Source organism: Puia sp. P3, from assembly GCF_050632245.1.
In the GTDB taxonomy this organism is placed as follows: domain Bacteria; phylum Bacteroidota; class Bacteroidia; order Chitinophagales; family Chitinophagaceae; genus Puia.
Genome location: NZ_CP192583.1, coordinates 3,504,136 through 3,527,120 on the forward strand (window position 1 = coordinate 3,504,136; position 22,985 = coordinate 3,527,120).

At 56.1% G+C, this 22,985-nt stretch carries 25 protein-coding genes and 4 pseudogenes; 26 read left to right on the forward strand and 3 right to left on the reverse strand.

Annotated elements, in window-relative coordinates; all coding sequences use genetic code 11:
• Positions 1 to 20: 20 nt before the first annotated feature.
• Both ACQ86N_RS21380 and ACQ86N_RS21385 read right to left on the reverse strand, forming a co-directional pair.
• Positions 21 to 647: an AraC family transcriptional regulator gene (locus ACQ86N_RS21380; protein ID WP_431217530.1), complete on the reverse strand. Its 627-nt coding sequence runs from the start codon at positions 645 to 647 to the stop codon at positions 21 to 23.
• Complete coding sequence (locus ACQ86N_RS21385) at positions 539 to 898, reverse strand: hypothetical protein (protein ID WP_431216882.1); 360 nt, start codon at positions 896 to 898, stop codon at positions 539 to 541. Before ACQ86N_RS21385 ends, ACQ86N_RS21380 begins: the two co-directional genes overlap by 109 nt.
• A gap of 161 nt (positions 899 to 1,059) precedes the next feature.
• On the opposite strand from ACQ86N_RS21385, the pseudogene ACQ86N_RS21390 reads away from it, so the two are divergent.
• The 8 genes and pseudogenes from ACQ86N_RS21390 to ACQ86N_RS21425 form a co-directional block, all read left to right on the forward strand.
• Positions 1,060 to 1,722 (forward strand): annotated as a pseudogene (locus ACQ86N_RS21390) (TonB-dependent receptor plug domain-containing protein); the annotation flags it as partial.
• A gap of 460 nt (positions 1,723 to 2,182) precedes the next feature.
• Positions 2,183 to 4,150 carry a SusC/RagA family TonB-linked outer membrane protein gene (locus ACQ86N_RS21395; RefSeq protein ID WP_431216883.1) on the forward strand — a complete coding sequence of 656 codons (1,968 nt, stop codon included), beginning with the start codon at positions 2,183 to 2,185 and terminating at the stop codon, positions 4,148 to 4,150.
• Positions 4,151 to 4,161: 11 nt separating this feature from the next.
• Complete coding sequence (locus ACQ86N_RS21400) at positions 4,162 to 5,703, forward strand: RagB/SusD family nutrient uptake outer membrane protein (protein ID WP_431216884.1); 1,542 nt, start codon at positions 4,162 to 4,164, stop codon at positions 5,701 to 5,703.
• A 19-nt stretch (positions 5,704 to 5,722) separates the two neighbouring features.
• Entirely contained in the window at positions 5,723 to 6,346 is a 624-nt protein-coding gene (locus ACQ86N_RS21405; RefSeq protein ID WP_431216885.1) for a phytanoyl-CoA dioxygenase family protein, read from the forward strand.
• Between the two features lie 31 nt (positions 6,347 to 6,377).
• Positions 6,378 to 6,539: a hypothetical protein gene (locus ACQ86N_RS21410; RefSeq protein ID WP_431216886.1), complete on the forward strand. Its 162-nt coding sequence runs from the start codon at positions 6,378 to 6,380 to the stop codon at positions 6,537 to 6,539.
• Between the two features lie 60 nt (positions 6,540 to 6,599).
• A pseudogene (locus ACQ86N_RS21415) lies at positions 6,600 to 8,884 on the forward strand (glycosyl hydrolase).
• Positions 8,885 to 8,929: 45 nt separating this feature from the next.
• Positions 8,930 to 9,379 carry a glycosylhydrolase-like jelly roll fold domain-containing protein gene (locus ACQ86N_RS21420; protein WP_431216887.1) on the forward strand — a complete coding sequence of 150 codons (450 nt, stop codon included), beginning with the start codon at positions 8,930 to 8,932 and terminating at the stop codon, positions 9,377 to 9,379.
• 17 nt (positions 9,380 to 9,396) lie between these two features.
• Complete coding sequence (locus ACQ86N_RS21425) at positions 9,397 to 10,788, forward strand: glycoside hydrolase family 28 protein (RefSeq protein ID WP_431216888.1); 1,392 nt, start codon at positions 9,397 to 9,399, stop codon at positions 10,786 to 10,788.
• Between the two features lie 64 nt (positions 10,789 to 10,852).
• Here ACQ86N_RS21425 and ACQ86N_RS21430 read toward each other — a convergent pair whose 3' ends face one another.
• Complete coding sequence (locus ACQ86N_RS21430; RefSeq protein WP_431217531.1) at positions 10,853 to 11,299, reverse strand: DUF2461 domain-containing protein; 447 nt, start codon at positions 11,297 to 11,299, stop codon at positions 10,853 to 10,855.
• Positions 11,300 to 11,574: 275 nt separating this feature from the next.
• Between ACQ86N_RS21430 and ACQ86N_RS21435 the strand changes: the two genes are divergently transcribed.
• The 18 genes and pseudogenes from ACQ86N_RS21435 to ACQ86N_RS21520 all read left to right on the forward strand — a co-directional run.
• Positions 11,575 to 12,369, forward strand: a complete 795-nt coding sequence (locus tag ACQ86N_RS21435; protein ID WP_431216889.1) for a phosphatidylinositol-specific phospholipase C/glycerophosphodiester phosphodiesterase family protein — start codon at positions 11,575 to 11,577, stop codon at positions 12,367 to 12,369.
• Positions 12,370 to 12,460: 91 nt separating this feature from the next.
• Complete coding sequence (locus ACQ86N_RS21440) at positions 12,461 to 13,357, forward strand: GlxA family transcriptional regulator (RefSeq protein WP_431216890.1); 897 nt, start codon at positions 12,461 to 12,463, stop codon at positions 13,355 to 13,357.
• Positions 13,330 to 13,452 carry a hypothetical protein gene (locus tag ACQ86N_RS21445; protein ID WP_431216891.1) on the forward strand — a complete coding sequence of 41 codons (123 nt, stop codon included), beginning with the start codon at positions 13,330 to 13,332 and terminating at the stop codon, positions 13,450 to 13,452. Before ACQ86N_RS21440 ends, ACQ86N_RS21445 begins: the two co-directional genes overlap by 28 nt.
• Entirely contained in the window at positions 13,449 to 13,886 is a 438-nt protein-coding gene (locus tag ACQ86N_RS21450) for a rhodanese-like domain-containing protein (protein WP_431216892.1), read from the forward strand. The genes ACQ86N_RS21445 and ACQ86N_RS21450 overlap by 4 nt, the downstream gene beginning before the upstream one ends.
• Before the next feature lie 6 nt (positions 13,887 to 13,892).
• Positions 13,893 to 15,527, forward strand: coding sequence for a hypothetical protein (locus tag ACQ86N_RS21455; RefSeq protein ID WP_431216893.1), 1,635 nt, complete (start codon positions 13,893 to 13,895; stop codon positions 15,525 to 15,527).
• Positions 15,528 to 15,591: 64 nt separating this feature from the next.
• Positions 15,592 to 16,158: an RNA polymerase sigma factor gene (locus ACQ86N_RS21460; RefSeq protein WP_431216894.1), complete on the forward strand. Its 567-nt coding sequence runs from the start codon at positions 15,592 to 15,594 to the stop codon at positions 16,156 to 16,158.
• 67 nt (positions 16,159 to 16,225) lie between these two features.
• Positions 16,226 to 17,404: a FecR family protein gene (locus ACQ86N_RS21465; protein ID WP_431216895.1), complete on the forward strand. Its 1,179-nt coding sequence runs from the start codon at positions 16,226 to 16,228 to the stop codon at positions 17,402 to 17,404.
• A gap of 235 nt (positions 17,405 to 17,639) precedes the next feature.
• Positions 17,640 to 18,323: a carboxypeptidase-like regulatory domain-containing protein gene (locus ACQ86N_RS21470; protein ID WP_431216896.1), complete on the forward strand. Its 684-nt coding sequence runs from the start codon at positions 17,640 to 17,642 to the stop codon at positions 18,321 to 18,323.
• Between the two features lie 16 nt (positions 18,324 to 18,339).
• Positions 18,340 to 18,525 (forward strand): annotated as a pseudogene (locus ACQ86N_RS21475) (TonB-dependent receptor plug domain-containing protein); the annotation flags it as partial.
• Between the two features lie 27 nt (positions 18,526 to 18,552).
• Positions 18,553 to 19,731, forward strand: coding sequence for a hypothetical protein (locus tag ACQ86N_RS21480; protein ID WP_431216897.1), 1,179 nt, complete (start codon positions 18,553 to 18,555; stop codon positions 19,729 to 19,731).
• Positions 19,732 to 19,745: 14 nt separating this feature from the next.
• Complete coding sequence (locus ACQ86N_RS21485; RefSeq protein WP_431216898.1) at positions 19,746 to 20,894, forward strand: TonB-dependent receptor domain-containing protein; 1,149 nt, start codon at positions 19,746 to 19,748, stop codon at positions 20,892 to 20,894.
• 24 nt (positions 20,895 to 20,918) lie between these two features.
• Positions 20,919 to 21,314 carry a hypothetical protein gene (locus tag ACQ86N_RS21490; protein WP_431216899.1) on the forward strand — a complete coding sequence of 132 codons (396 nt, stop codon included), beginning with the start codon at positions 20,919 to 20,921 and terminating at the stop codon, positions 21,312 to 21,314.
• Positions 21,262 to 21,543 (forward strand): RagB/SusD family nutrient uptake outer membrane protein, encoded by a 282-nt coding sequence (locus tag ACQ86N_RS21495; protein WP_431217532.1) that lies wholly within the window; start codon positions 21,262 to 21,264, stop codon positions 21,541 to 21,543. The genes ACQ86N_RS21490 and ACQ86N_RS21495 overlap by 53 nt, the downstream gene beginning before the upstream one ends.
• A gap of 101 nt (positions 21,544 to 21,644) precedes the next feature.
• Positions 21,645 to 21,872, forward strand: a complete 228-nt coding sequence (locus tag ACQ86N_RS21500; RefSeq protein WP_431216900.1) for a hypothetical protein — start codon at positions 21,645 to 21,647, stop codon at positions 21,870 to 21,872.
• Between the two features lie 101 nt (positions 21,873 to 21,973).
• The gene (locus ACQ86N_RS21505) at positions 21,974 to 22,351 is read left to right on the forward strand and encodes a hypothetical protein (RefSeq protein WP_431216901.1); all 378 of its coding nucleotides are present in this window, start codon (positions 21,974 to 21,976) and stop codon (positions 22,349 to 22,351) included.
• A gap of 42 nt (positions 22,352 to 22,393) precedes the next feature.
• A complete protein-coding gene (locus ACQ86N_RS21510; protein ID WP_431216902.1) occupies positions 22,394 to 22,588 on the forward strand; it encodes a RagB/SusD family nutrient uptake outer membrane protein in 195 nt (64 codons plus the stop codon).
• A gap of 64 nt (positions 22,589 to 22,652) precedes the next feature.
• Positions 22,653 to 22,859: a hypothetical protein gene (locus ACQ86N_RS21515; protein ID WP_431216903.1), complete on the forward strand. Its 207-nt coding sequence runs from the start codon at positions 22,653 to 22,655 to the stop codon at positions 22,857 to 22,859.
• A pseudogene (locus ACQ86N_RS21520) lies at positions 22,835 to 22,894 on the forward strand (hypothetical protein); the annotation flags it as partial. The gene ACQ86N_RS21515 and the pseudogene ACQ86N_RS21520, both read left to right, overlap by 25 nt.
• Positions 22,895 to 22,985: the final 91 nt, after the last annotated feature.

Here is a 22,985-nt window from a genome sequence, read left to right on the forward strand (position 1 = left end):
CCTTCTGACTGAAAGATGGCTTACTCCGTCTTCCCCCGGTAGGACTTAGGCGAAATGCCGTTCTTATTCTTGAACAACTTCGAAAAATAAAACACGGAATCGAAGCCCAGACTATACGCGACTTCGGTGACGTTCAGGTTCGTCGTGCTCAGCAGCTCGCGGGCCTTGTCCAGCCGCAGGTTGAGATGATACTGGTGGGGCGCTTCACCCGTGACCTCTTTGAAGAGCTTCCTGAACTTGGAATAGCTCATCGGCAGCTGTCGCATCAGTTCCTTTATATCTAGCGGCAGCTCGAGATTCTCCCTGAAATAGAATTTGGCCTTCTCAACGGCCAGCACGTCCTCATCGTCCACCATACTGGTGCGTGCGCATAAGGCATGTACCAACCCAAGTATCTGCAGCGTGATCCCCGATATCACCTGATGATAGCCGGGCGAACCCGAACGCACTTCGTCCAGGATCCTCTTTATCTGTATCAGCAAAGAATCGTTCAGCCCCGTACTGACTACCGGCTGCGACGGACTGAAAAGTCCTTTGTTCATGAGCTCATCGGGATAGCTGCCCCTGAAACCGATCCAGTATTCCTCCCACCCCGATTTCGGGTCGGGTTTATAACGGTGCCATACCCCTGGAAAAGAAAGAAGCAGGTCCCCGCCTCGACCTCCGCCGACAAACTCAGCGCCGACTCGAAGACGCCCTTTCCTTTCGAGATAAAAACAAGATAATACCCGTTGAGAATGCGCCCCTTGTTCCAGGAGAACGAATGGGTCAGCGGGTGTCCCTGGTTGTGGGGATAGTCCTGATTGGCTTCTATCCTGGAATAACCCACAGTGGTGACATAGAATCCCCAGGTTTCCTCCAGCTCGGTGATGGCAAGGTACTTATGGAAGTTGTTCATGGCTAGATGTATTCACACGGCAGGCAAATGTTCAATGCCTTTGGAAAAATATCAAAAAGTATAAAAACCAAAAAAAATTTACATGGATGACGTATGCACTCAGGTATATATTTGAATCTAGTTACGGTTACCTAAATAGCTTAAACCAAAACGACTGTTATATGAAAAGAGTCATTCTTTCACTGTGCGCAGTATTCATTTACTGCCTCACCATCGCACAATCGTCCCCACAGACCATTTCCGGTGTGGTGGACCTGGGCGCCGCCTCCGGCGACCTCTCGGGCACCACGGTACAGATCAAAGGCTCCCCGAAGGCCGTCACCACAGACGCGACAGGTCACTACAGCATCAGCGCCGCACCGACGGCGACACTGGTCTTCTCGCACGTCGGCTATAGGGCCATGGAAATAAGGACAGAAGGCCGAACAACCATACACGTCACCCTTACTCCGACGGCCGGAAACCTCGACCAGGTAGTGGTCGTCAGCTATGGCAGGCAGCGCCAGCGCGATATCACGGGTGCCGTCGTCAGGGTCGACGCGACCGCGGTGCAGGACGTCGCCGCCACGGAGTTTGGACAAAAACTGCAGAGCAAGGTGGCCGGCCTCCAGGCCACACTCAGCAGTGGCATGCCCGGACAGGGAATGACCTTCCGTATCCGCGGCGCAGCATCGCTGAGCTCGGGTAATCAGCCCCTTATCGTCGTCGACGGCCAGCCCATCAGCAGCGACATCACGCAGGGCACAGGAGACGCGATGCTGATCAGCCCCGACGAGATCGAGTCGTATAGTGTATTGAAAGACGCAGCGGCCACCTCCCTCTACGGCAGCCGGGCCGCCAACGGAGTTATCATCATTACCACCAAACAGGCGAAGATCGGCAGGACCACCGTCACCGCAAATGCATACTACGGCCTGCAGAGCATCCCACAGCGGGGCCGTCCCAATTTGATGAACGCCCGCGAGTTTGCAACCTTTATGCAGGGATACTATCAGGACAGGATAAAATACGAGAACTGGGTCAACCCGCTGACAGGGACGGCTACTGTCCCTGCCGACTATGCGAACCCATCTCAATATGGTCAAGGCACTGATTGGTACAATACCGTACTCCGTACCGCACCGATGGAGAACTATGCGATCAACCTCTCATCCGGGAACGACAAGGTCTCTTCCAGCACGACCTTTAATTATTTCAGCCAGCAGGGGGTACTCTACAACACCGGAATAAAACGCTACGCTTTCCGGTCGAACAACGAGTACCGCCCCATCAGCCCAGGTAAAAATGGGCCTCAACCTGGCCCCTACCTACCAGATCGACCACAACACCCGCGGCGGCGCACTCGCGATCAACGGCAACCGCCAGGTGCTCAGCGGCGCAGAGATCAGCTCGCCACTCATCTCCCCCAGAGCCGCCGACGGCAGCTACAATCTGAAGACCAGCTCATATGGCATGTACGCGCTGCCTAACTTCTACCAGCAGCTGCTGCAGATGGACAACGACATGAATACGCTCCACATCCTGGCCAACGCCTATGTGGACCTGGAGATCATCAAGGGCCTGCACGCCAAATCGACCATCAACGGCGACCTCTTCACACAGGACTTCAACGCCTACTACGGCACGCAGTTCGGGACCTTCGGCACTCCACCTCCAAGGTCGAACAGCTCCTCCCTGGCCCAGAACAGCTCGAACAACACGTACTCATGGCTCAACGAAAATACGGTGGACTACGCCCATTCCTTCGGCGACCACAACCTGGACGTCCTTGCCGGCTATACGACCCAGAAATGGAACCAGAACTTCCGGTCGATCAACGGCACCGGATTCGCCAACGACGCCGTACCCTGGATCTCCGGCGCAACTTCCACCACCGGCTCCAGCAACAACGCCTCCTGGACAGTCGCATCGGCGCTCGCGAGAGTGAACTACGACTACAAAAAGAAATACTACCTCTCCGGTACGATCCGCAACGACGGCAGCTCGCGGTTTGGCGCCAATAAAAAATACGGCACCTTCCCTTCCGTCTCCGCAGGCTGGGTTGTCAGCGACGAAGGCTTCTTCCCGAAATTCCATGCCGTCAGCTTCCTGAAGATAAAAGGCAGCTATGGTCTTGCGGGTAATTTCAACGTCGGCAACTATACGTCGATCTCCCGGCTGACACCTACCAACTATGTCTTCAACGGCTCCACCAACCTCGGCGAGTCGGTCACGGTCCTCGGCAACCCCAACCTCACCTGGGAGCAGTCCAAACAGACGGACGTCGGACTCGAAGCCAATTTCCTGAACAACAGGATCAGCTTCAGCTACGACTACTACAACAAGCAGACGGAAGGCATGCTCTCGACCCTGCAGCTACCCTATGCCTCCGGCTTTGCGTCGATGTCCTACAACGTGGGAACCTTCCGGATGTGGGGACATGAATTTATGATCAGTAGTAAGAACCTGGTCGGCAACTTCACCTGGAGCACGGACTTCAATATTTCCTTCAACGACAACAAAGTGTTGAAGCTCGTAAACAATACGCCCATTGGCGGAGTGAACCGGTACAACGACTACAACAGGACCGCCGTAGGCCGCCATATCGGCGAACTGTACGGCTATGTATTCCAGGGTCTGTATATGAACCAGGCCGACTTCAACAAATACCCTCACGAATCCACCTCCGCCGTCGGAACGGCGCGTATGAAAGACGTCAACGGGGACGGCAAGGTGGATATCGGCGACGAGACTTTTATCGGCAACCCCAACCCGAAATTCGTCTATGGCATCACAAATAATTTCACCTGGAAGAATTTCGACCTCAATATCATCGCGGGCGGACAGGTCGGCAACAAGCTGATGAACACCAACCTGCAAAATCTCCAGAACCTCGACGGCATCTTCAACATCAACAAGGATATGCAGTACCGCTGGCGCTCAGAGCAGGACCCCGGCAACGGGAAAGTGCCCAGAACGCTCTCCGGCACCACCGAGCTCTACCGCCTTACCAACACGAACTGGATCTTCAGCGGCGACTACCTGAGCATCCGCAACATCGCCCTGGGCTATACGTTCCAGCAACGCCAACTACGCTACATAAAAGGTATCCGGGTATACGCCAGCGTCCAGAACGCCTTTATGTTCACCAAATACCCCGGACAGAACCCCGAGGTCAACGACAACAAGGACAGCCAGACTACAGCGGGCACCGACAACGGCTCCTACCCCGTCCCCCGTACCGTCATGTTCGGCGCCAACTTTAACTTCTAATACAACTTTATATGAAACAATATACTATCCTCCTCGCAGCCCTTACGCTCATCGTAAGCTCGTGCAAAAAGGATTTTCTGACCAAATATCCAGAAGGCTCCATCAACGTGGGCAACTTCTACAAGACGGTAAGTGATTTTCAGGAAGCACTCACCGGGGCCTACACCCCGCTGCGGGACGCCGCCAACAACGCCTTCTACATCGAAGAGATGAGGGCCGACAATACGTATTACACGTACAACCCCAAGGACCGCGGCAGCGTCGCGGCCGAACACATCGCGGATTATCTCGACGACGTTTCCGACGGCGTTCCCGGCTCCAACTGGATCGCAGGCTTTAACGGCATCAATCGCTGCAATATGATCCTCGACCAGCTGCAGGCCGCCTCCATATCCGATTCAATCAAAAAGGTCATCACCGGCGAAACAAAGGCCCTCCGCGCCCACTATTATTTCGAGCTGGTGCGCCTCTTCGGAAAGCTGCCGCTCTATCTCCACGCAACGAAGGACAATAGCTCCGCTTTCATTCCCCGCAGTTCGGTGGACAGCGTATACGGCCAGATCATCGCCGACTTCACCGACGCACTGGGTCTGCTGCCCGCGCCGACCTTTTCCTCCGGCGGCATCCAGTCCGGACATATCACCAAAGGCATGGCCTCCACCGAACTGGGGCTCGTCTATCTCACCCTCAGGCAATGGGACAAGGCAACACCCCTCCTGCAGTCCGTCACCCAGATGGGCTATACCCTGCTGCCCAACTACGCCGACGTATTCACCACCGCCAACGAGAACAGTAAAGAAGCCATCTTCGAGGTACAGTACAAGGCCGGAACGGACGGGCAGTCCAGCCCCTTCATCTTCCGATTTATCCCCGGGACACCCCACACGCTCAATATCCTTGGCGTAGACTTCAATACCAGCAATGCCAACTACGGCGGCTGGAACGTCCCCACACAGAATATCATCAACGACTATGAGCAGGGTGACAAGCGGCTCGACGCCAGCATCGCCGTCGTAAAAGGGCATCTGGACGCCAACACCGACTTCCAGCCCGATAGCGTCGCCAGCATCCTGAGCCCTGCCACACCAGGCGAACAATCCCGTAACTTTATCCGGAAATACTATCATCCGGCCTATAACCTCCAGAACAACACCGATCAGGACTGGTACTGGTACCGCTATTCCGACGTTTTGCTGATGCTGGCGGAATCCCTCAACGAGCAGGGGCAATCCGGCGCAGCCCTGCCTTATCTCAACCAGGTCAGGCAGCGGGCAGGACTGACCCCGTCCGCCGAAACGGACCAGACCGCCCTGCGTAGGATCATCTACCACGAGCGGAGGATCGAGCTCGCGTTCGAGAACCACCGCTGGTTCGACCTTATCCGCACCGGCCTGGCCGTCGCCACCATGAACGCCTATGGCGCCACCCAGAAAGCCACCTTTTCTTATCTGTTACCCTCTGCCTATACTGTCACTAACGACCGATTGATCTATGCCGTACCTTTCAGGGAAACACAGGTCAACCCGGCGCTCGGGCAGAACCAGGGGTACTAATCATTTTAACTGAAAACAAATGAACTACCAGCTGACAAAAGAGCAAATCGATTCCTATCAACAAAATGGCTTCCTCGTCGTAGAAGACTTCCTTTCCCCCGAAGAGCTGGAGGACTGGCGCAAAAACGTCATGGAGGCCGTCCGCGAAAGAGCCGGTCAGAAAATGCCCGGGAAGGCAGGAAAAACAGGCGAAGACGACGGGATCAACGAAGACACGGAATATTTCGGGAAGGTTTTTGATCAGCTGATCAACCTCTGGCAAACCCATGAAGGCGTAAAAAGACTGATGACCGACCCCCGCATCGGGGAAATGGCGGCCACCCTGGCCGGGGCCGGCGGCATCCGCATCTGGCACGACCAGGCCCTGTTCAAGCGCCCTTGGGCCAACCCGACCGCCTGGCACCTGGACACTCCTTTCTGGTCCTTTACCGACAGGACCGCACTTTCCATCTGGGTGGCGCTGGACGACGCTACCCCCGAGAACGGCTGTCTCTATTTTATTCCCGGCTCGTTTAAGGGGACCCACTTTGACAACAGCGGAATCGGCAAGAACATGGACGGCATCTTCAGCGTCTACCCACAGTACCTGCAGGTCAATTCCGTCGCCGCACCGATGAAGGCCGGCAAGCTGCTCGTTCCATAACGGCCTTACCATCCACGGCGCCGGCGCCAATATGACCAGCGGCCACCGCCGCGCCATGACCTGCGCCTATATGCCCGACGGCAATATTTATAACGGCCAGCCCAACGTATTGCCCGACGCTTATGTAAAGACCCCGGCCGTAGGCGACCCGCTGAACAACGAACTCCAAAACCCACTCATTTACCGCAAATAGACCATGGATAGAAGAACCTTTTTGCTCCGAAGCTCTATACTAACTACCGGATACACGATGATGAATTTGGCGCCGGCCTGGGCCAAGCCGGCGCCCGACGGCAAGCCCACTCCGCTCTATGAGATCTTCAGAAATCCCCAATCCATCCACCGTCCATTCGTGCGATGGTGGTGGAACGGGGACAAAGTCGAAAAGGAAGAGATCGCACGGGAGCTCCGGCTGATGAAGGAAGCCGGCATCGGCGGAGTGGAGATCAACCCTATCAAGTTCCCACCCCGGACGGACGACCTGGGCAAACCGGCCATCCCATGGCTAAGCCCCGAGTGGATCGACCTGCTCGACTTCACCCTGAAAGAGGCGGCGGCACTCGACATCTCCTGTGACCTCATCGTCGGCTCGGGCTGGCCCTTCGGCGCCGAATACCTCGAAGGGGACGAGCGGTCGCAGACCGTCGTCATCGCCACGCACAAACTGGAAGGCCCCGACGAATACGAGGTATCTCTCTTCGACTTCTTTAAAGAGGCCGACCCCGCCGTCACCTCGCCCTTCCCCGGCCGCCTCATGGAGATCGTATCCGTCCAACTGGCGCCCGATCCCCTGCACATCATCGGCCAGGTAAAGGACTATACCAAGGAGATAAAGGACCAGACGGTCCGAATCCATATCCCCAAAGGCAAATGGGTCCTGTTCGGTCTGGTAAAGGTGAAAGGTTCGATGGAGGTCATCAACGGCGCACCGGGCGCCAACGGTCCCGTCCTCAACCACTACAATGAGGCAGCCGTAAAGAAATACCTCAACCATATGTCCGACACGATCCAAAAACAGATCGGTCCGCTGGCCGGTCGGGTAAGGTCTTTCTTTACGGATAGTATGGAGCTGGAAGGCGCGAACTGGTGCCCCGATATGGAAGAGGAATTCAAAAACGAAGAGGCTACGATCTTAAACCCTACCTGCCATTTACCATGTTCAAGACGGGCGCGATGGGGAATATCTATGACTTCGACTACGGCACGGGCCTTGACCCCGACCTCAGGGACACGATCGAGCGGGTGAGGTATGATTTCGACCTGACAAAGACCGAACTGGTCGCCGAACGATTTATCAGATCATTCAACGACTGGTGCCACTCGAACAAGGTCCTGTCGCGGGTGCAGGCCTACGGCAGGGGCTACCACCCACTCGAAGGCAGCTTCACCATCGACCTCCCCGAATGCGAGACCTGGATCAAATACGGCATCGGGAAAGAATTCAGCGAGGCCGACTATCACTACGGCAGGGCCTATTCGATGATCAACAAATACGTCGCCTCGGCCGCGCACCTGAAAGGGAAAACACATCAGCTGCGAAGAGCTGACCAACACCGATATGGTATTCAACGCCACTCTCGAGATCCTAAAGACCGCCGGCGACCAGAGCGCCATCTCGGGGTGACGCATCCCGTCTTTCACGGTTACAACTACTCGCCGCTGCAGGCGCCGTTCCCGGGGTGGATTCGCTATGGCACTTTCATCAATGAACGCAACAACTGGTGGCCATACTTCCGCCGCTTTACAGACTATAAGGCCCGCCTGTCCGCGCTGCTTCAGCAGGGCACTATGTTTGCCGACATCGCCGTCCTCCCGCCAGTCAACGATATGTGGAGCGTCGACGGGGCGCAGAACGAGCCCTTCCCCTCCCTCATGTATCCCAACTGGCTGCCCATGGTCTGGGAATCCATTCACCAGAACGGCAGCGCCTGCGACTATGTCAGCGACAACGTGATCCTCGATGCCACGATCACCAACGGCCGGCTCGTCTATGGTCCCCGCTCTTACCACACCCTGATGCTCGTAAACGTCGAACGCATGGAGCCCGCTACCGCCGAAAAGGTCTTCCGGTTCCTCTCGGCGGGAGGCCGCGTCATCTGCGTCGAGACCCTGCCCGTAAAATCACTGGGACTCGCCGACTATCCCCGCCGCGACAAGGAAGTCAACGACTGGGTCGCCAAAATGAAGGCTATACCCGACCGCTTCATCTTCGTCCGCAAGCCGGAGAACAGCTTCCTCCAAGCGGTTCCGCGAGATCCAAAAGAAATATCAGCTCGCTCCCTATATTCATATCGACAAACCCACCAGCTATGTCAGCCAGGTGAGATACCAGGCCGGCGACACGGAATGGCTTTTTATCGCCAACTCCGACCTCGCCAGCGGCCATTCCATCACCATCCTGCCCTCCAACGAACTCGGCGCGGGCAAACAGGCATGGATCTGGGATGCGACTACGGGAGAACGTTACTATGTCGGCGAGGGCTCGAAGCCGATAACCATCGACCTTGCCACGGGAGACTCGCGGTTGGTGGTCTTTGACAAGAATAAAAAGGCCCCGCGTGGGACCCTCTCCCCGCCGGCGCCGTGACCACCTTCGCTCTCAACGGCCCCTGGGAAGTCGAATTCCATCACATCGACGGCACGACCAAAACCGCCGCCATGCCGACGCTGACGGACCTGAAAGAAAACCCAGGCTATAGCGCCTTTACGGGCACAGTATTGTACCGCATCACCTTCACTGCCGAGAACGGAGCTTTGTGGAAATACATCAACCTCGGAAAAGTGGCCGGCGTCTCCGGGCTTTCTGTAAATGGTCATGACGCTGGTATACAGTGGTACGGCCGGAGAGTCTACCGCATCGACAACCTGCTGCAGTCGGGGCAGAATGTGCTGGAGATAAAGGTCGTCACCACCATGGGTAACTATATGAAGACCCTGAAGGACAACGGCATCGCCCAGAAATGGACCAATGAAAAAAGACAGGACCAGCCGATACAGTCGATGGGACTTCTCGGACCGGTAATATTGTATTAATTCGACAATCACCCAGGATGAAATATATTCTCGTGCTATTTCTCGGACTGACAGGACTCACGGCCTCAGCCAAAGACTATCCCGCCTCCCTCTTCGGAATCCGCTCAGACGGCCTGACCCTGAATACCCGTTCGATACAGTTCGCCATCGACTACGTCAACAGCAACGGCGGCGGCCGCCTGGTATTCGACGTCGGCCGCTATGTCACCGGCTCCATCCACCTGAAGTCCAACGTGACCATCGTCCTCAAAGAAGGCGCCGTACTCGTCGGCTCCCTGAATCCGTTCGACTATGACAAGCTGATGATGACAGCCCTGATCTTTGCCTACAACCAGCACGACGTCTCCATCGAAGGGAAAGGCGTCATCGACGGACAGGGAAGACAGCTCGCGATCAACGTCACCGATATTTACCACAAGGGGCTGATCAAAAACCTCTTTCGCAACGACCGGCCGGAAGCCGATATCCGCGCCATGCTGATCAATTTCAGGGAGTGCCGTAACGTACTGATCAAAGGCGTCACAATCCGCAACGCCGCCAGCTGGGTCCAGACCTATGACCAGTGCGTCAACCTCCGCCTCGACAGCGTCTGGGTCGACAGCAAAGCCTTCTGGAATAACGACGGCATCGACATCGTCGACTGCGACAGCGCTTCCATTACGAACTCTTATATCGACGCCGCAGACGACGGCATCTGCCTCAAGTCCCACGACGCGGCTAAATTCTGCAACAATATCCTGATCCGCAACAACACCATCCGCAGCAGCGCCAACGCCATCAAATTCGGTACGGCCTCCTATGGCGGATTCCGGAATATCCGGATCATCGATAATAAAACCTTCGACACTTATCGTTCGGCTATCGCGCTCGAAGCCGTCGACGGCGGCTTCGTCGAGAATGTGGAAGTCGACGGCCTTACGGGCATCAACATGGGCCACGCTATCTTCCTCCGCATCGGGGAAAGGGTAAAAGGGAAAAAAGGAAAGATGGAGAATATCCGCATCCGCAACGTCAATATCGAAATTGCGGCGAGCAAACCCGACGCCGGTTATGAATACGAAGGTCCCATCGAGGACATGCCCCGGAACATCTCCCCCATCGTCATCGCCGGAATGCCCGACGCCCCGATCACCAGGGTCTCGTTCGAAAATGTCGACGTCCAATACCCCGGCGGCGGCAATGCGATGTTTGCCAAACGCGGACTCGACTCCCTCGACAAAGTGCCCGAACGCCCCGAAGCCTACCCCGACTTCTCGATGTTTACCGAACTTCCCGCCTGGGGCGCCTATATTCGACACGCGCAGGACGTAGAGTTCAGCAACGTGGCCCTGTCGGCAAAGAAAAAGACTACCGGACCGCCGTCGTACTGGATGACGTCAGACAGTCCCGATTCATTTCGCTCAAAGTAAAGGAACAGGAGAAAAAATCGGCCGTCTTCCAGCATGCGACCACCGGCATCACCATTAAATAACACTATTCGATCGTCCCGTTGCCGTCACCCGCCAGCACTTCGCTCATATAGTCGAAGAACGGACGCATCGCTTTGAACGTGAGACCCGCGGCCTTTGTAAAACTTTTATCCAGTACCTCCTTGTCGGAAAAAGGGCGGACCAGCAGGAGCTGCTTGTGCCGTAAAAGATCGATCGCTTCGTGGCCGGCATCGAATCCTTTCGGCGCCGTCTTCAGCTGTTCCCCCTTTAGTTCTCCGAACAGGGAAACAAAGGCCCTGCTCCTGAGGATCCTTTTCAGCGGAGCAGGGTCGAAAACGATATCCTCCCTGATCCTGCGGAGATCCGCCGTCACGGGCGCCCAAAATCCACCCGCGATAAAGCTGTTGCCCTGCTCGATATTGAAATGATAGCCGCCTCGCCGGGCGAATACCCGATCCCGCGGAAATATTTGTATCCATTTGGTAAAAATAGCCCCAAATTTACTTAACCGAGGGTTAACAACCGGCCACGAAAATTCTCATAGGTAAATCGCAAATTTGCATTATCTTATAGTCCTAACGAAAGGCTCTCACCAACAGAACGAATAAGGCTCTCCGACGATCTCCGCGCGCATCTTTCCCAACCAGGGAATTAACGACAACCTGTTCACAGAAGCTAACCCCATATGCACCAACTGGCCCCCACGACCCGTCCGTACCAGTGTTTTAAAAAAATTGCCGGCCTGCTGATCGCCGGACTCTATTTTTGTGTCCCCGAACATATGCACAGGTACTCTCCCTTCCCCACGCTTACGCACACAACGACTACTGGCACAAGCGGCCGCTGCTGGACGCCCTCGACAACGGATTTACCCACGTCGAAGCGGACATCTATTTGCGGCACGCCCGCCTCGTCGTATCGCACAATCCGCCCTTTTTAGGACACAGACGCACGCTGGAAGACCTCTACTTCCGCCCCCTGCTGCAACGCTTCACCTCGGACGGCGAAAGTCAGCAGTCCCCGCTGGATACCGTCGTGCTGATGATCGATATCAAATCCAAAGGCGTCAGAACCATCAAAGCACTCAACAGACTGCTGGAAAGATACAAACCCGTCCTCACCTCCTGTGAAGACGGCAAACTGACCATTCGGAATCTCACCCTCGTCATCACCGGCCACCGCCCGATGGGCTGGCTGGAAAAAGACGGACCGAGATACCTGTTCGTCGACGCAGACCTGAACAGGCTCGATCACAGGGCCTCCCTTCCCGACCTATATATTACGGCGAGCTGCAAATACTCCCGCCTGATCAGCTGGAAAGGAAGGGGACAAATCCCCTCCTCCGACCAGCAGCGGCTATTGGCGCTGGTAGGCCGCGCCCACGCCATGGGCGCCAAAGTTAGGCTCTGGGGCTCCCCCGATAAAACACCCGTGTGGAATTTCCTGATGCGCTGCGGGGTCGACCTGATCAACACCGACAGACTCGTTGCCCTGAGAGATTATTTTATCCGCAATAACCGGGACGACCGTAGCGAGCTCGAGTTGACTCCCGGTCAATAGTCCAATTTCGGGATATCAGGGGCGTGAAAATAGACCTTCCAAAGGGTTGTTTTGGACTTAAAGATGTACTAACTTTATCCAAAGACCCGCCATGAAACACGTATCTCTGCTCATACCCGATGGGGAACCAACACTCAGCTGTATCATCTTGGCCTACGAGATCCTGTCGGCAGCGAACGAATACTATAAGACCCAAAAAGGAAAAGAGCCCGTTTTTAAAGTGGAGCTCGTCGGCGGCATGCAAAAAGACCGGCTCCGGAAGGGGCCTTTCTCCGTGCAGCCGGAAAAACATTTTAAAGAGATCAGCAGGACCGACCTGGTCATCGTCCCCGCCGTCCACTCCGATTTCGACGATCTGCTAAAAATGAACCGGGAGCTGATCGGCTGGGTCAAAGACGAATATATGGCCGGCGCCGAAATAGCCAGTCTTTGCACGGGCGCCTTCCTGCTCGCTTCTACCGGCCTCCTCCAGGGCAAGCAGTGCTCTACACACTGGGAGTCGGCGAACGCCTTCAGACAGTTGTTCCCATCCGTCGACCTGACCACGGACAAACTCATTACCGACAGCAATGGAATATATACTACCGGCGGCGCCATCTCTTCCATGAATCTGGTCCTCTATCTGATCGAGAAACACTACGACCGGGAGACGGCCATCTTTATCGCCAAACGGTTCCAGATAGACATCAACAGGAGCAGCCAGTCCCCGTTCACCATCTTCACCGGTCAGAAAGACCACGAGGACAACGAAATCCGAAAAGCCCAGTTGTTCATGGAGAATAATGTAGGTGAAAAGATCCTGGTATCCGAGCTGGCCGATAAATTCGCCATCGGCAGACGACATTTTGACCGGCGCTTTATCAAGGCTACCGGCAATACACCCGCGGAATATCTCCAACGGATCAAAGTCGAGGCCGCCAAAAAAACCTCGAGACGACGCGGAAGACGGTCAGCGAGGTCATGTATGACACCGGCTACTCCGACATAAAGGCCTTTCGCGAGGTGTTTAAGAAATATACCGGACTGTCCCCGCTGGACTACCGGAACAAATACAACAAAGAGGCCGTAATGGACTATATTTGAAGCATGAGAACACGCGCACTCTTAGCTATCCTTTTTTACTGGCGACCGCCTTTATCCGTCAGACCGAGCCCTGGACTCCCGCCCAGCTGCTTGAGCCTTCCGAACTGGCCGCGGCGATCAGCCACCCATCCGCCAATCCTCCGCTGATCGTATGCGTCGGACCTTCCGGGTTGATCAAGGGTTCTGTCGAGACGGGCCCGGCCCAGAAAAGCGAGAACCTTGAAGCGCTGAAGACCCTCCTCGAAAAGCAGGACCGCAACAGGGAGGTCATCATTTATTGCGGCTGCTGCCCGTTCCAGCACTGCCCCAACGTCAGACCGGCGTTCACCCTTCTCAAAGGGATGCACTTCACCAACGCCCGTCTGCTCAACCTCTCCCACAATATCAAAGTAGACTGGCTCGATCACAAATATCCCGTAAAGGACAGCAAATAGTTGTATATGCAAAGAAGAAATTTCCTCCGGCTAACCGGCTTCTCGGCCGCTGCGCTCTTATCCCAACGGCTACCAGTACACGCAGAGTCCGCATCTGGCGGACCCGCCTGGGGTCTTCAGTTTCCTTCGGCGGTTGCGGTCTGGCGCGAAGGCGCCCGGCAGCCCCTCGGCGGACGCGACGACCGCTGGTCCCTGGGCGGACTCAGTGTAGACCTCCGGCGGGATGACGACGCCATGAAGGTCCGCCTGCACGCGCCGGCCATCGCGCTGCAGCAGATCCGGCTGACCTGGAAAAAAGTATTCCCCGCCAATGCCAGCTATACAGGCGACGCATGGGAACGCAGCTACGGCGACCTCGCATGGCTGAACGCACCATCCGCCAGAGCGCCCTGGTATATGCTGGTCAGCGACGAAAAGCAAACACACGCATTTGGAGTAAGGACGGGCGCGAATTCCCTCTGCTTCTGGCAGGCCGCCCCCGGAGAACTAAGCCTCGTACTGGACCTCCATTCGGGCGGAATGGGCGTCGAACTCGGCGACCGTGTTCTGGATGCCGCGTACCTGGTTGCGACACAGAGCCTCCCCGGCGAGTCTCCATTCCATACCGAAGAACGTTTCTGCAAAATGATGTGCGGATTGCCGAGACTTCCGGCGAAGCCGGTTTACGGCATCAACGACTGGTATTTTGCCTATGGGAAGAACTCTAAAGAGCTCATCCTTTCCACGACCGCTGCCATGGCCGAACTGGCGGGCGACAACGACAACCGGCCTTTTTCGGTGATCGACGACGGCTGGGAGGACGGCTCCGTGTTTACCAGATCCAATTCGAAGTTCGGCGACATGTCGAAAGTTGCTGCGGAAATAAAACGCCTCGGCATGCATCCAGGATTGTGGACCCGCCCTCTCCTGGCGAATGCGGGCGACCCGCCGGCACGACTGATATCAAGAGGCAAACCCGGCCAGGAACGCTATCTCGACCCGACACAGCCGGAGAACCTCCGGCGGATCGCGCAGACGATCGGGCTGTACAAAGACTGGGGATTCCGCATGGTGAAACACGACTACAGCACCTGGGACCTTTTTGGACGATGGGGATCGCAGATGGGGGACGGGATAACCTCGGAAGGATGGAGCTTCAGCGACCGTTCAAAGACCAATGCCGAAATCATAGGCCGGCTCTACGCTACCATCCGCGAGGCGGCGGGAGACATGTACCTCATCGGGTGCAATACGGTGAGCCATTTGTCGGCAGGCGTCTTCGAGCTGAACCGCATCGGCGACGATACCAGCGGCCGCGAATGGGACAGGGTCGTCAAAATGGGCGTCAATACCATGGGGTTCCGCCTGCCGCAGCACAACGCCTTTTATGCCGTCGACGGCGACTGCGTCGGCCTTACCACTCAGATACCCTGGCGGCTCAACAGGCAGTGGATGCAGTTGCTGGCGGAAAGCGGCGCACCCCTGTTCATTTCCGCCCAGCCCGAGGCCACCGGCCCCGAACAGAAGGAATACATCAAAAAATGCTTTGCGATGGCCGCGAAAAAACAACCCACCGGAGAGCCGCTCGACTGGATGACAAACAGCCATCCCGAAAAATGGAGGCTCAACGGCAGAGTCGTCAGTTTCGACTGGAGCCACTGAGCGACGAAAAGTTCAAATAAAATAAATTTAAACTTTTTCATATTTTTACTGTCAGTTGTTGCCAATGCCGATTTACGAGCCATATACTGACCAGGACCTGGTTCACCTGTTACGCCAGGACGACGAACGGGCTTTTACCACGATCTACCAGCGATACTGGGACAAGATGCTGGTGACTGCTATGCACCGTCTGGGCAACCTCGAGGAAGCCCGGGAAATAGTCCAGGACATATTCTGCGGTCTCTGGAAAAGAAGGGCCGGCCTGGAGATCGAAACCTCCCTCAACACCTATCTGGCATCGGCGGTAAAATTCGAGGTCTACAAACGCTTCGCGGCAAAGAACAGGCAACAGCGCTACCAGCAACAGGCCATCCAGAACTGGGAGGAAGCCGCCAACGACACCGTCGATCAGCTGAAAGCCAACGAACTTCAGTCCCAGCTGGCCGCCCTCGTAAAGGAACTCCCCGAAAAATGCCGCATCGTATACCGCCTCAGCCGCGAAAAAGGCTATTCGCAAAAACAGATCGCCGCCGAACTCAGGATCGCCGAAAAAACAGTTGAAGCACACCTCGCCTCCGCCCTCCGCAAACTCCGCCTCGGACTCTCCCACTTTTTTACTTTCTTCCTCTAAATAAAATTATTTTCGTCGGACTAAGGGATCGGCATCCCCCGGAGCGCTATATATAAAATAGCGGCTAATGACTGACTTGCCATATTCCGAAAAGATCCGCGAACTGAGCCAAAAATGGATGGACGGGACTATCAGTCCGGAAGAAAGGATATTTCTGTTCAACTGGTACGACAGCTTCGACGATACTCAGCTCGAGCTGGACCCCGACCAGGCCCGGCTCTTCCACTTGCTGCAGCAGGACATGCTCAGCAGCATCCGGCAGCAGCTGGGTCAAAGCACCTCTCCTGTAAGAAAACTGGGCTTCCTCAGACCGGCCGCCGCCGCCGCGGCGATCATCCTGCTGGCCGCTGGAGGCTGGTACTTCACCAGAGGCAACGGGCACAGCACGGCCACAACAGCTTCAACCCCAGTTGTACCGGCTCACATGGACCTCCCTCCTGGCTCTGACAAAGCCACGCTCACCCTGGCAGACGGTTCCTCCATTCAGCTGGACGACGCCGCCACCGGCCGCCTCGCCACCCAGGGCAGCGCCCGGATCAGCAAGACCGGAGACGGGCGCATCACCTATACCGCCACCACTCCCCCCGAAGAAAAGACCTATAATATCCTTTCCACGCCAAAAGGCGGCCAATACCGGCTGACGCTGCAGGACGGCACACAGGTCTGGCTGAATGCCGGCTCCTCCATCCGCTATCCCACCGCTTTTTCCGGGAAAGAAAGAAGGGTCGAGGTCTCCGGCGAAGCATACTTCGACGTCGCCCGCAATCCGGAGATGCCCTTCCGGGTCGCCGTTAAGGGATTTGTCAGGTCCGCCACGGAAATAGAGGTGCTGGGCACGCAGTTCAACATAAATGCTTACACCGACGAGCCCGCCCTGAAGACTACCCTCCTCGACGGCGCGGTCCGGGTGGTCACTCCGGCTGCCTCCGTCACCCTCAGACCCGCCCAGCAGGCCGTACTCGCCGCCGCCGGCGACATGCGGACGCTGCCCGTCTCCGACCCCGACCAGACCATCGCATGGAAAGAAGGAGCCTTCGAATTTGACCACGCGGACATCGGGACGGTCATGCGGCAGATCTCCCGCTGGTACGACGTGGACATCGTCTATCAGGGACCGGTACCCGCAGACCAGTTCAGTGGCCGCTTCTCCCGGAGAACCAGTCTGGCCGGCGTTCTGAAGATCATGAACATCAGCGGCGTTCAGCTGCTGGCCGAAAATAAAAAGATCATTATCCGTTCGAATTGAATTTGGGACATTAAAATGTCCGGTAAGAGCTTTGACAAGACAAAAAAAACCGGGGACGTTGGCCCGTCTCCCGGTGGATGTCGGGTCAAGATAAACAACACGTTCTAGCACTGCTTATTTGTTAACCCAAACGATCAAATTTATGAATCCGACTGCTTTCTGCAAAATCGGGTCCGGAAGGCCTCACCCCCCTGTGGCCAATCCTGCCCGGTTTCTAACCAAAATCTTGCTTGTTATGAAATTGACGGCATTCCTGATCCTCACAGCCTGTCTCCAGGTAGCCGCCACAGGGCATGCCCAGAAGATCTCCATCTCCGTAAAAGAAGCTCCGCTGGAGAAGGTCTTCCGGGAGATCCACCGCCAAAGTGGCTATTCTTTCTGGTACAACACCAAACAGCTGGACAAGGCTACCAAAGTGACGGTCGACCTCAAGAACGCCACACTCGAGGAAGCGCTCCGCAAATGCTTCCAGGACCAGCCCTTCGACTACTCTATCGTGGAACAGACCGTGGTGATCAAGCCCCGGCTGACGCCCGAACCGGCCCCCGTGCCACCCATCATTGTCCATGGCAAGGTCACGACGGCAACCGGCAAACCGCTCGCAGGTGTCAGCGTCACCATAAAGGGCGCCAAAAAGGGTACGGCAACCGATGACAAAGGCGAGTTCACCCTGTCCGTCAACAAGGGAGAGACGATCCTCGTCTCCTATGTCGGCTACGACCCGCGCGAGATAAAGATCACCGACCAGGAGTCCGTGGAAGTAAGCCTGACGGAGTCCAACTCGTCGCTCAACGAAATAGCCGTCATCGGCTACGGCCGCCAGACAAGGAAAAACCTGTCCAGCGCCATCAGCACAGTAAAAAAGAAGACCTCAATGCCGGCGCCATCACCGACGTCGGCCAGCGCTGCTGCAGGGTAAGGTCCCCGGCCTGAATATCACCGCCAACGGCGACCCCAATACCCCAGCCGCCGTCGTCCTCAGAGGCGCTTCCACCATCAACAGTTCGCAAACCCCCTACTACGTCATAGACGGGGTCCCCGGCGCCGATATCTCCCTGATCGCCCCCAACGATATCGTAACGATCGATATCCTCAAGGACGCCGCCGCCTCGGCCATTTATGGCAATCGAGCCGCCAACGGTGTGATCATGGTCTCTACAAGGAAAGGTAAGGCCGGCCTGGCGCAGGTTTCCTATGGGGGTTATGCAGGGCTCGAAAAAGTGTCCAGCGAATTAAAGGTAATGGATGCGTCTGAGCTGAGGTCATTCGTGACAAAGAACAACCTCGCCTTCACGCCCGCGGACGACAAAGGCGCCAGCACCAACTGGCAGAAGGCGGTCGAAAGGAGCTCAGCTTACTCCACCAACCACAACATCTCTGTCAGTGGAGGCACCGACCACAGCAACTATATCGCCAGCCTCAACTACGCCGACAAACAGGGTATTCTCCGCGGCAGCTCGCTGCAGCGCGTCATCGGCCGACTGGCCATCGAGCAATACGCGATAAAAGACAAAGTACGCTTTGGCTTTAATGTCACCAACTCAGTCAGCAGCGCGGACGATATTCCCTTTCGCAATACGGTCTTGCTGGAATCCGCCCTCTATCTCCCTGTTTCACCCATTCGCAACGCCGATGGCAGCTACTTCGAGAACTTCAACCACCAGAACTATATGAACCCTGTGGCAATGATGGACCATAGCCAGCTGAATACCAAGTACAATAATCTCGCAGCAAGCTTTTTCACCCAGGTGAAGCTGCCCTTCGGCCTGAAATATGACCTCAACGTCTCCTACCAGGACTATTCCAGCCTGCAGGGTGTATACCTGGACAGCTACTATACCGGCAATTACAACGGTATGTACAACAATCCCGATCCAGGCCAGACCTTCCACCTGCCCCAAACATTTGGCAGCGGCGGACAGGCCACCCGTTCTTCTTACAAGACCACCACAAGAGTCATAGAGAGCTTCCTGACCTGGGACAGGAAGTTTGGCGACCACAGCATCAACGCCGTTGCCGGCTATTCCTGGCAGGACCAGACGACGAACGAAGGCTTTACGGTCACAACGGCCAACTTCCCTGTCAACAGCATCAGCTACAACAACCTGGCGCTAAGCAACCCCTACGGCATCTCCAACTGGAACGTCAGCTTCGGCCCCGACGGCGTCTATTACAAGACCCGCCTGATCTCCGATTTTGGCAGGGTGAACTATAACTATATGGACAAATACCTTCTGCAGGCTTCCATTCGCCGCGACGGCAGCTCGGTATTCGGGACCGACCACCAGTGGGGTTATTTCCCTTCCGTCGGCGCCGCATGGCGCTAAGCCAGGAGAACTTTATGCACAGCAGCCGGCTCTTCAGCGACTTCAAGCTGAGAGGCAGCTATGGCGTCACGGGTAATTCCACGGGCTTCAACGCCTATACGTCCCAATTCCTTTCGGGCAACAACGGGACCTTCTATTATAACGGCTCGAACATATCAGCCTATGGGCCCATCCAGGCTGCCAATTCCAATCTTCGCTGGGAAAAAACGTCCACCACCAATATCGGCGCCGACCTTGGCTTCCTCAACAACAGGCTGTCCGTCGTCCTCGATCTCTATAACAAGAATACGACCGGCATGATCTACAACTACGCCGTCGATCCTATCCTTGTCCCCGCCGGTTCGATCACTGCCAATGGCGGCAGCATGAATAACAAGGGGATCGAGCTTGGCGTATCCGCCAATATAGTCGACAGGCACGACTTCGGATGGTCGTCAAGCCTGAATCTTGCACACAATACTAACAAGATCACCAGCCTCACCAACCCGCTTTTCTCGGGAGGCGACTCTGTTCGGCTTTCTGATCCCGAAGGCGGAGGCCAGTCCGGCAGCACCCTCCAAATACTGAAAGCAGGCAAACCTCTCGGCCAGTTCTTTACGCCGCAATACGCAGGCAAGGACCCCAATGGCGTTTCGCAATACATATCCGGAACCGGCAAGCTGATCACGGCTCCGGAGATCGGCGTCGACTACCACTATCTCGGTGACGCGCAGCCCAGGCTGCTGTTTGGCTGGGCCAACAAATTCCGTTACCGCCGGTTCGACCTGAACGTCTTCCTCAGGGGCGTCCTGGGCAACAAGATATTCAATGCAACACGCGCCGACCTCTTCCGTCCGACAACCGCTCAGTATACCAATATTCTCAAAGAGGTGGCCGGCGAATCGATCACGAACGCCACGGCCTATACTTATTCGTCCCGTTTTATCGAAAGCGGTTCCTATCTGCGGTTCGACAACGCGACACTGGGGTACAATTTCAATGGCATCGGGGAGTACATCAAATCGCTGCGGCTATACGCTTCCGTAAATAACCTCTTTGTCATCACCAGCTACAAAGGGACCGATCCCGAGATCAACCAGGGCGGCATCTCTCCGGGCGTAGACTACAATAACTTCTACCCCAAGACACGCCAGTTCCTCATCGGCCTGAACGCCTCCTTTTAATCCAAACGACAAAAACTCATGTATATGAAAAAAATATTGCGATACATTCTCTTCCCCTTGCTGGCGGTGACGCTCGTCACCTCCTGCCACAAGCTCAACGAAGCGGTCACCTCCGAACTGGCGCCGGGCGCCTTCCCGGCCGACACCACCCAGTATCCTTCGGTCGTCGGCCCGATGTACGTCGTTCTGCGGGGCAATTACGCCGTCGAATACTTCTTCCAGCAGACCTACAGCACCGACGAAGGCATAATGCCCGCCAGAGGCGGCAACTGGTTCGACGGCGCCCAGAACCAGCAGATGCACTACCATTCCTCGGAATGCGGACAACGGGTACGTCAATGGCAACTGGACATGGTGCTCGACCATCATCGGTGTAGCCAACCAGACACTTTCGATCCTGAAGACGGCCGCCGGCACTGACGCTACCAAGCGCCCGTGGGTCGCCGAGACCAGATTGGTTCGCGCCACGGCCTATTTTTTCCTGATGGACAACTACGGCAATGTCCCAATCGATACGACCTACGGCGACTTTGCGCCGAAGGCCAATACGCCGAGAGCCCAGGTCTTCAGCTTCATCGAATCGGAGGTCAGGGCCGCCTTTGCCCGATCTCAACACCAGCCTAAGCGCAAGCCAGTATGGCCGGCCTAACAAATATATGGCGTACGCCCTCCCGGCCAAGTTGTATCTCAACGCCGAATACTATACCGGAACCGGCCGCTACAACGACTGCATCTGCCGCCTGCGACAACGTGATCGAGTCCGGCGCCTACTCCCTTCAGCCTATGAATAATTATTTTGCCCAGTTCGCTCCGACAAATGGCCCTTCCTGCAAGGAGTTCATTTTTGCTATCCCCTATGATCCGGCCATGACCAGCACCTTTGGTACCTCCGGCTGGCCTTTCCGCTGTGTCGATATCCATGCCCGCTACGACGTCCCGCGCTCCATGGGCAAGGTCGCGGCAGGCGCAGGCGGCTAGCAGCTTCTTCAGCCTGCCCTATACTACCGGCGCGCCGGCCTCCACTCTCGCGTCATTCTAGTAAGAATTTCAACGACCCCGGCGGCATCCGGCAACCGGCAATGGCTGACCGGTCTGCAGTATCCAGCACGACGGAGTCACGCCCGATCACGATCACCACTACCAAGAGCGGATATGACTTTACCTATTCCGGGTCTGACGGCTCAGCGTCCTACACTTATCAGCTCAACCTTACACCTGATATCGTCCTCCGCTATGATGCTTCCAAGTTCGATGTCGGCAACGACGAGATCGGCTGGAATATGGGCTACCGCAATATCAAGTTCTATCCCGACTCGACGTCCACCAGCAGAAACCAGAATAACGACATTCCGGTATTCCGCTATTCGAGATATCCTGCTAATGAAAGCGGAGGCTATTCTACGCGGAGGATCGGTAACCCTCGGCCAGGACGCCCTGTCCCTGCGCCAACCAGCTGAGAGCCCAGCGCACGACTTCCGCCGCCTGGACGAATGTAACTTTTGGACTCCGTCTATAATGAAAGAAACCGCGAATTTGCCTGGGAAGGCTGGCACCGCAACGACATGATCCGCTATGGAAAATTCGAAGACGCCTGGGGATTCAAGACCGATGCAGACAAGAACCACCGCATCTTCCCCATCCCTACATCCGCCCTTGCCAAAAATCCTGCCCTCAAGCAGAATACTGGTTATTAGCAAATCCTTCCCGGGCTTACCTTTGCAATGTAAGCCCGGGATTCTTTTATAAACCCTATTCGAAATGCGCCATCTTCTTATCGCTTTCCTCCTCTTTATCGCCACTGGCTGCTTAGCCCAGCCCTACCTCTCCGCTTCCAGACAACTGATACAACGCATCCTGCCCCAGCGCGCCGGCGCCTTTATCGTCGAGCCGCTGCCCCGGGAAAAGACAGCTTCGAGCTCGAATCAAGGGGCAACCAGATTATCCTCCGCGGCAACAACGGCGTAGCCGTCGCCTCGGCACTTTATTTCTATCTCACAGAATTCGGCCACTGCCAGGTCACCTGGAACGGCAGTAACCTACGGCTCCCCGCGACCCTGCCGCGCATCCCCAAAACGATCCGGCGCACCTCGC

Bases quoted from the DNA above. Each gene is read 5' to 3' on its own strand.
- ACQ86N_RS21385 (WP_431216882.1), bottom strand. From the start codon at position 898: ATGAACAACTTCCATAAGTACCTTGCCATCACCGAGCTGGAGGAAACC.
- ACQ86N_RS21395 (WP_431216883.1), top strand. From the start codon at position 2,183: ATGGGCCTCAACCTGGCCCCTACCTACCAGATCGACCACAACACCCGC.
- ACQ86N_RS21400 (WP_431216884.1), top strand. From the start codon at position 4,162: ATGAAACAATATACTATCCTCCTCGCAGCCCTTACGCTCATCGTAAGC.
- ACQ86N_RS21405 (WP_431216885.1), top strand. From the start codon at position 5,723: ATGAACTACCAGCTGACAAAAGAGCAAATCGATTCCTATCAACAAAAT.
- ACQ86N_RS21410 (WP_431216886.1), top strand. From the start codon at position 6,378: ATGACCAGCGGCCACCGCCGCGCCATGACCTGCGCCTATATGCCCGAC.
- ACQ86N_RS21425 (WP_431216888.1), top strand. From the start codon at position 9,397: ATGAAATATATTCTCGTGCTATTTCTCGGACTGACAGGACTCACGGCC.
- ACQ86N_RS21440 (WP_431216890.1), top strand. From the start codon at position 12,461: ATGAAACACGTATCTCTGCTCATACCCGATGGGGAACCAACACTCAGC.
- ACQ86N_RS21445 (WP_431216891.1), top strand. From the start codon at position 13,330: ATGTATGACACCGGCTACTCCGACATAAAGGCCTTTCGCGAGGTGTTT.
- ACQ86N_RS21455 (WP_431216893.1), top strand. From the start codon at position 13,893: ATGCAAAGAAGAAATTTCCTCCGGCTAACCGGCTTCTCGGCCGCTGCG.
- ACQ86N_RS21460 (WP_431216894.1), top strand. From the start codon at position 15,592: ATGCCGATTTACGAGCCATATACTGACCAGGACCTGGTTCACCTGTTA.
- ACQ86N_RS21465 (WP_431216895.1), top strand. From the start codon at position 16,226: ATGACTGACTTGCCATATTCCGAAAAGATCCGCGAACTGAGCCAAAAA.
- ACQ86N_RS21470 (WP_431216896.1), top strand. From the start codon at position 17,640: ATGAAATTGACGGCATTCCTGATCCTCACAGCCTGTCTCCAGGTAGCC.
- ACQ86N_RS21480 (WP_431216897.1), top strand. From the start codon at position 18,553: ATGGTCTCTACAAGGAAAGGTAAGGCCGGCCTGGCGCAGGTTTCCTAT.
- ACQ86N_RS21485 (WP_431216898.1), top strand. From the start codon at position 19,746: ATGCACAGCAGCCGGCTCTTCAGCGACTTCAAGCTGAGAGGCAGCTAT.
- ACQ86N_RS21490 (WP_431216899.1), top strand. From the start codon at position 20,919: ATGAAAAAAATATTGCGATACATTCTCTTCCCCTTGCTGGCGGTGACG.
- ACQ86N_RS21505 (WP_431216901.1), top strand. From the start codon at position 21,974: ATGGCTGACCGGTCTGCAGTATCCAGCACGACGGAGTCACGCCCGATC.
- ACQ86N_RS21515 (WP_431216903.1), top strand. From the start codon at position 22,653: ATGCGCCATCTTCTTATCGCTTTCCTCCTCTTTATCGCCACTGGCTGC.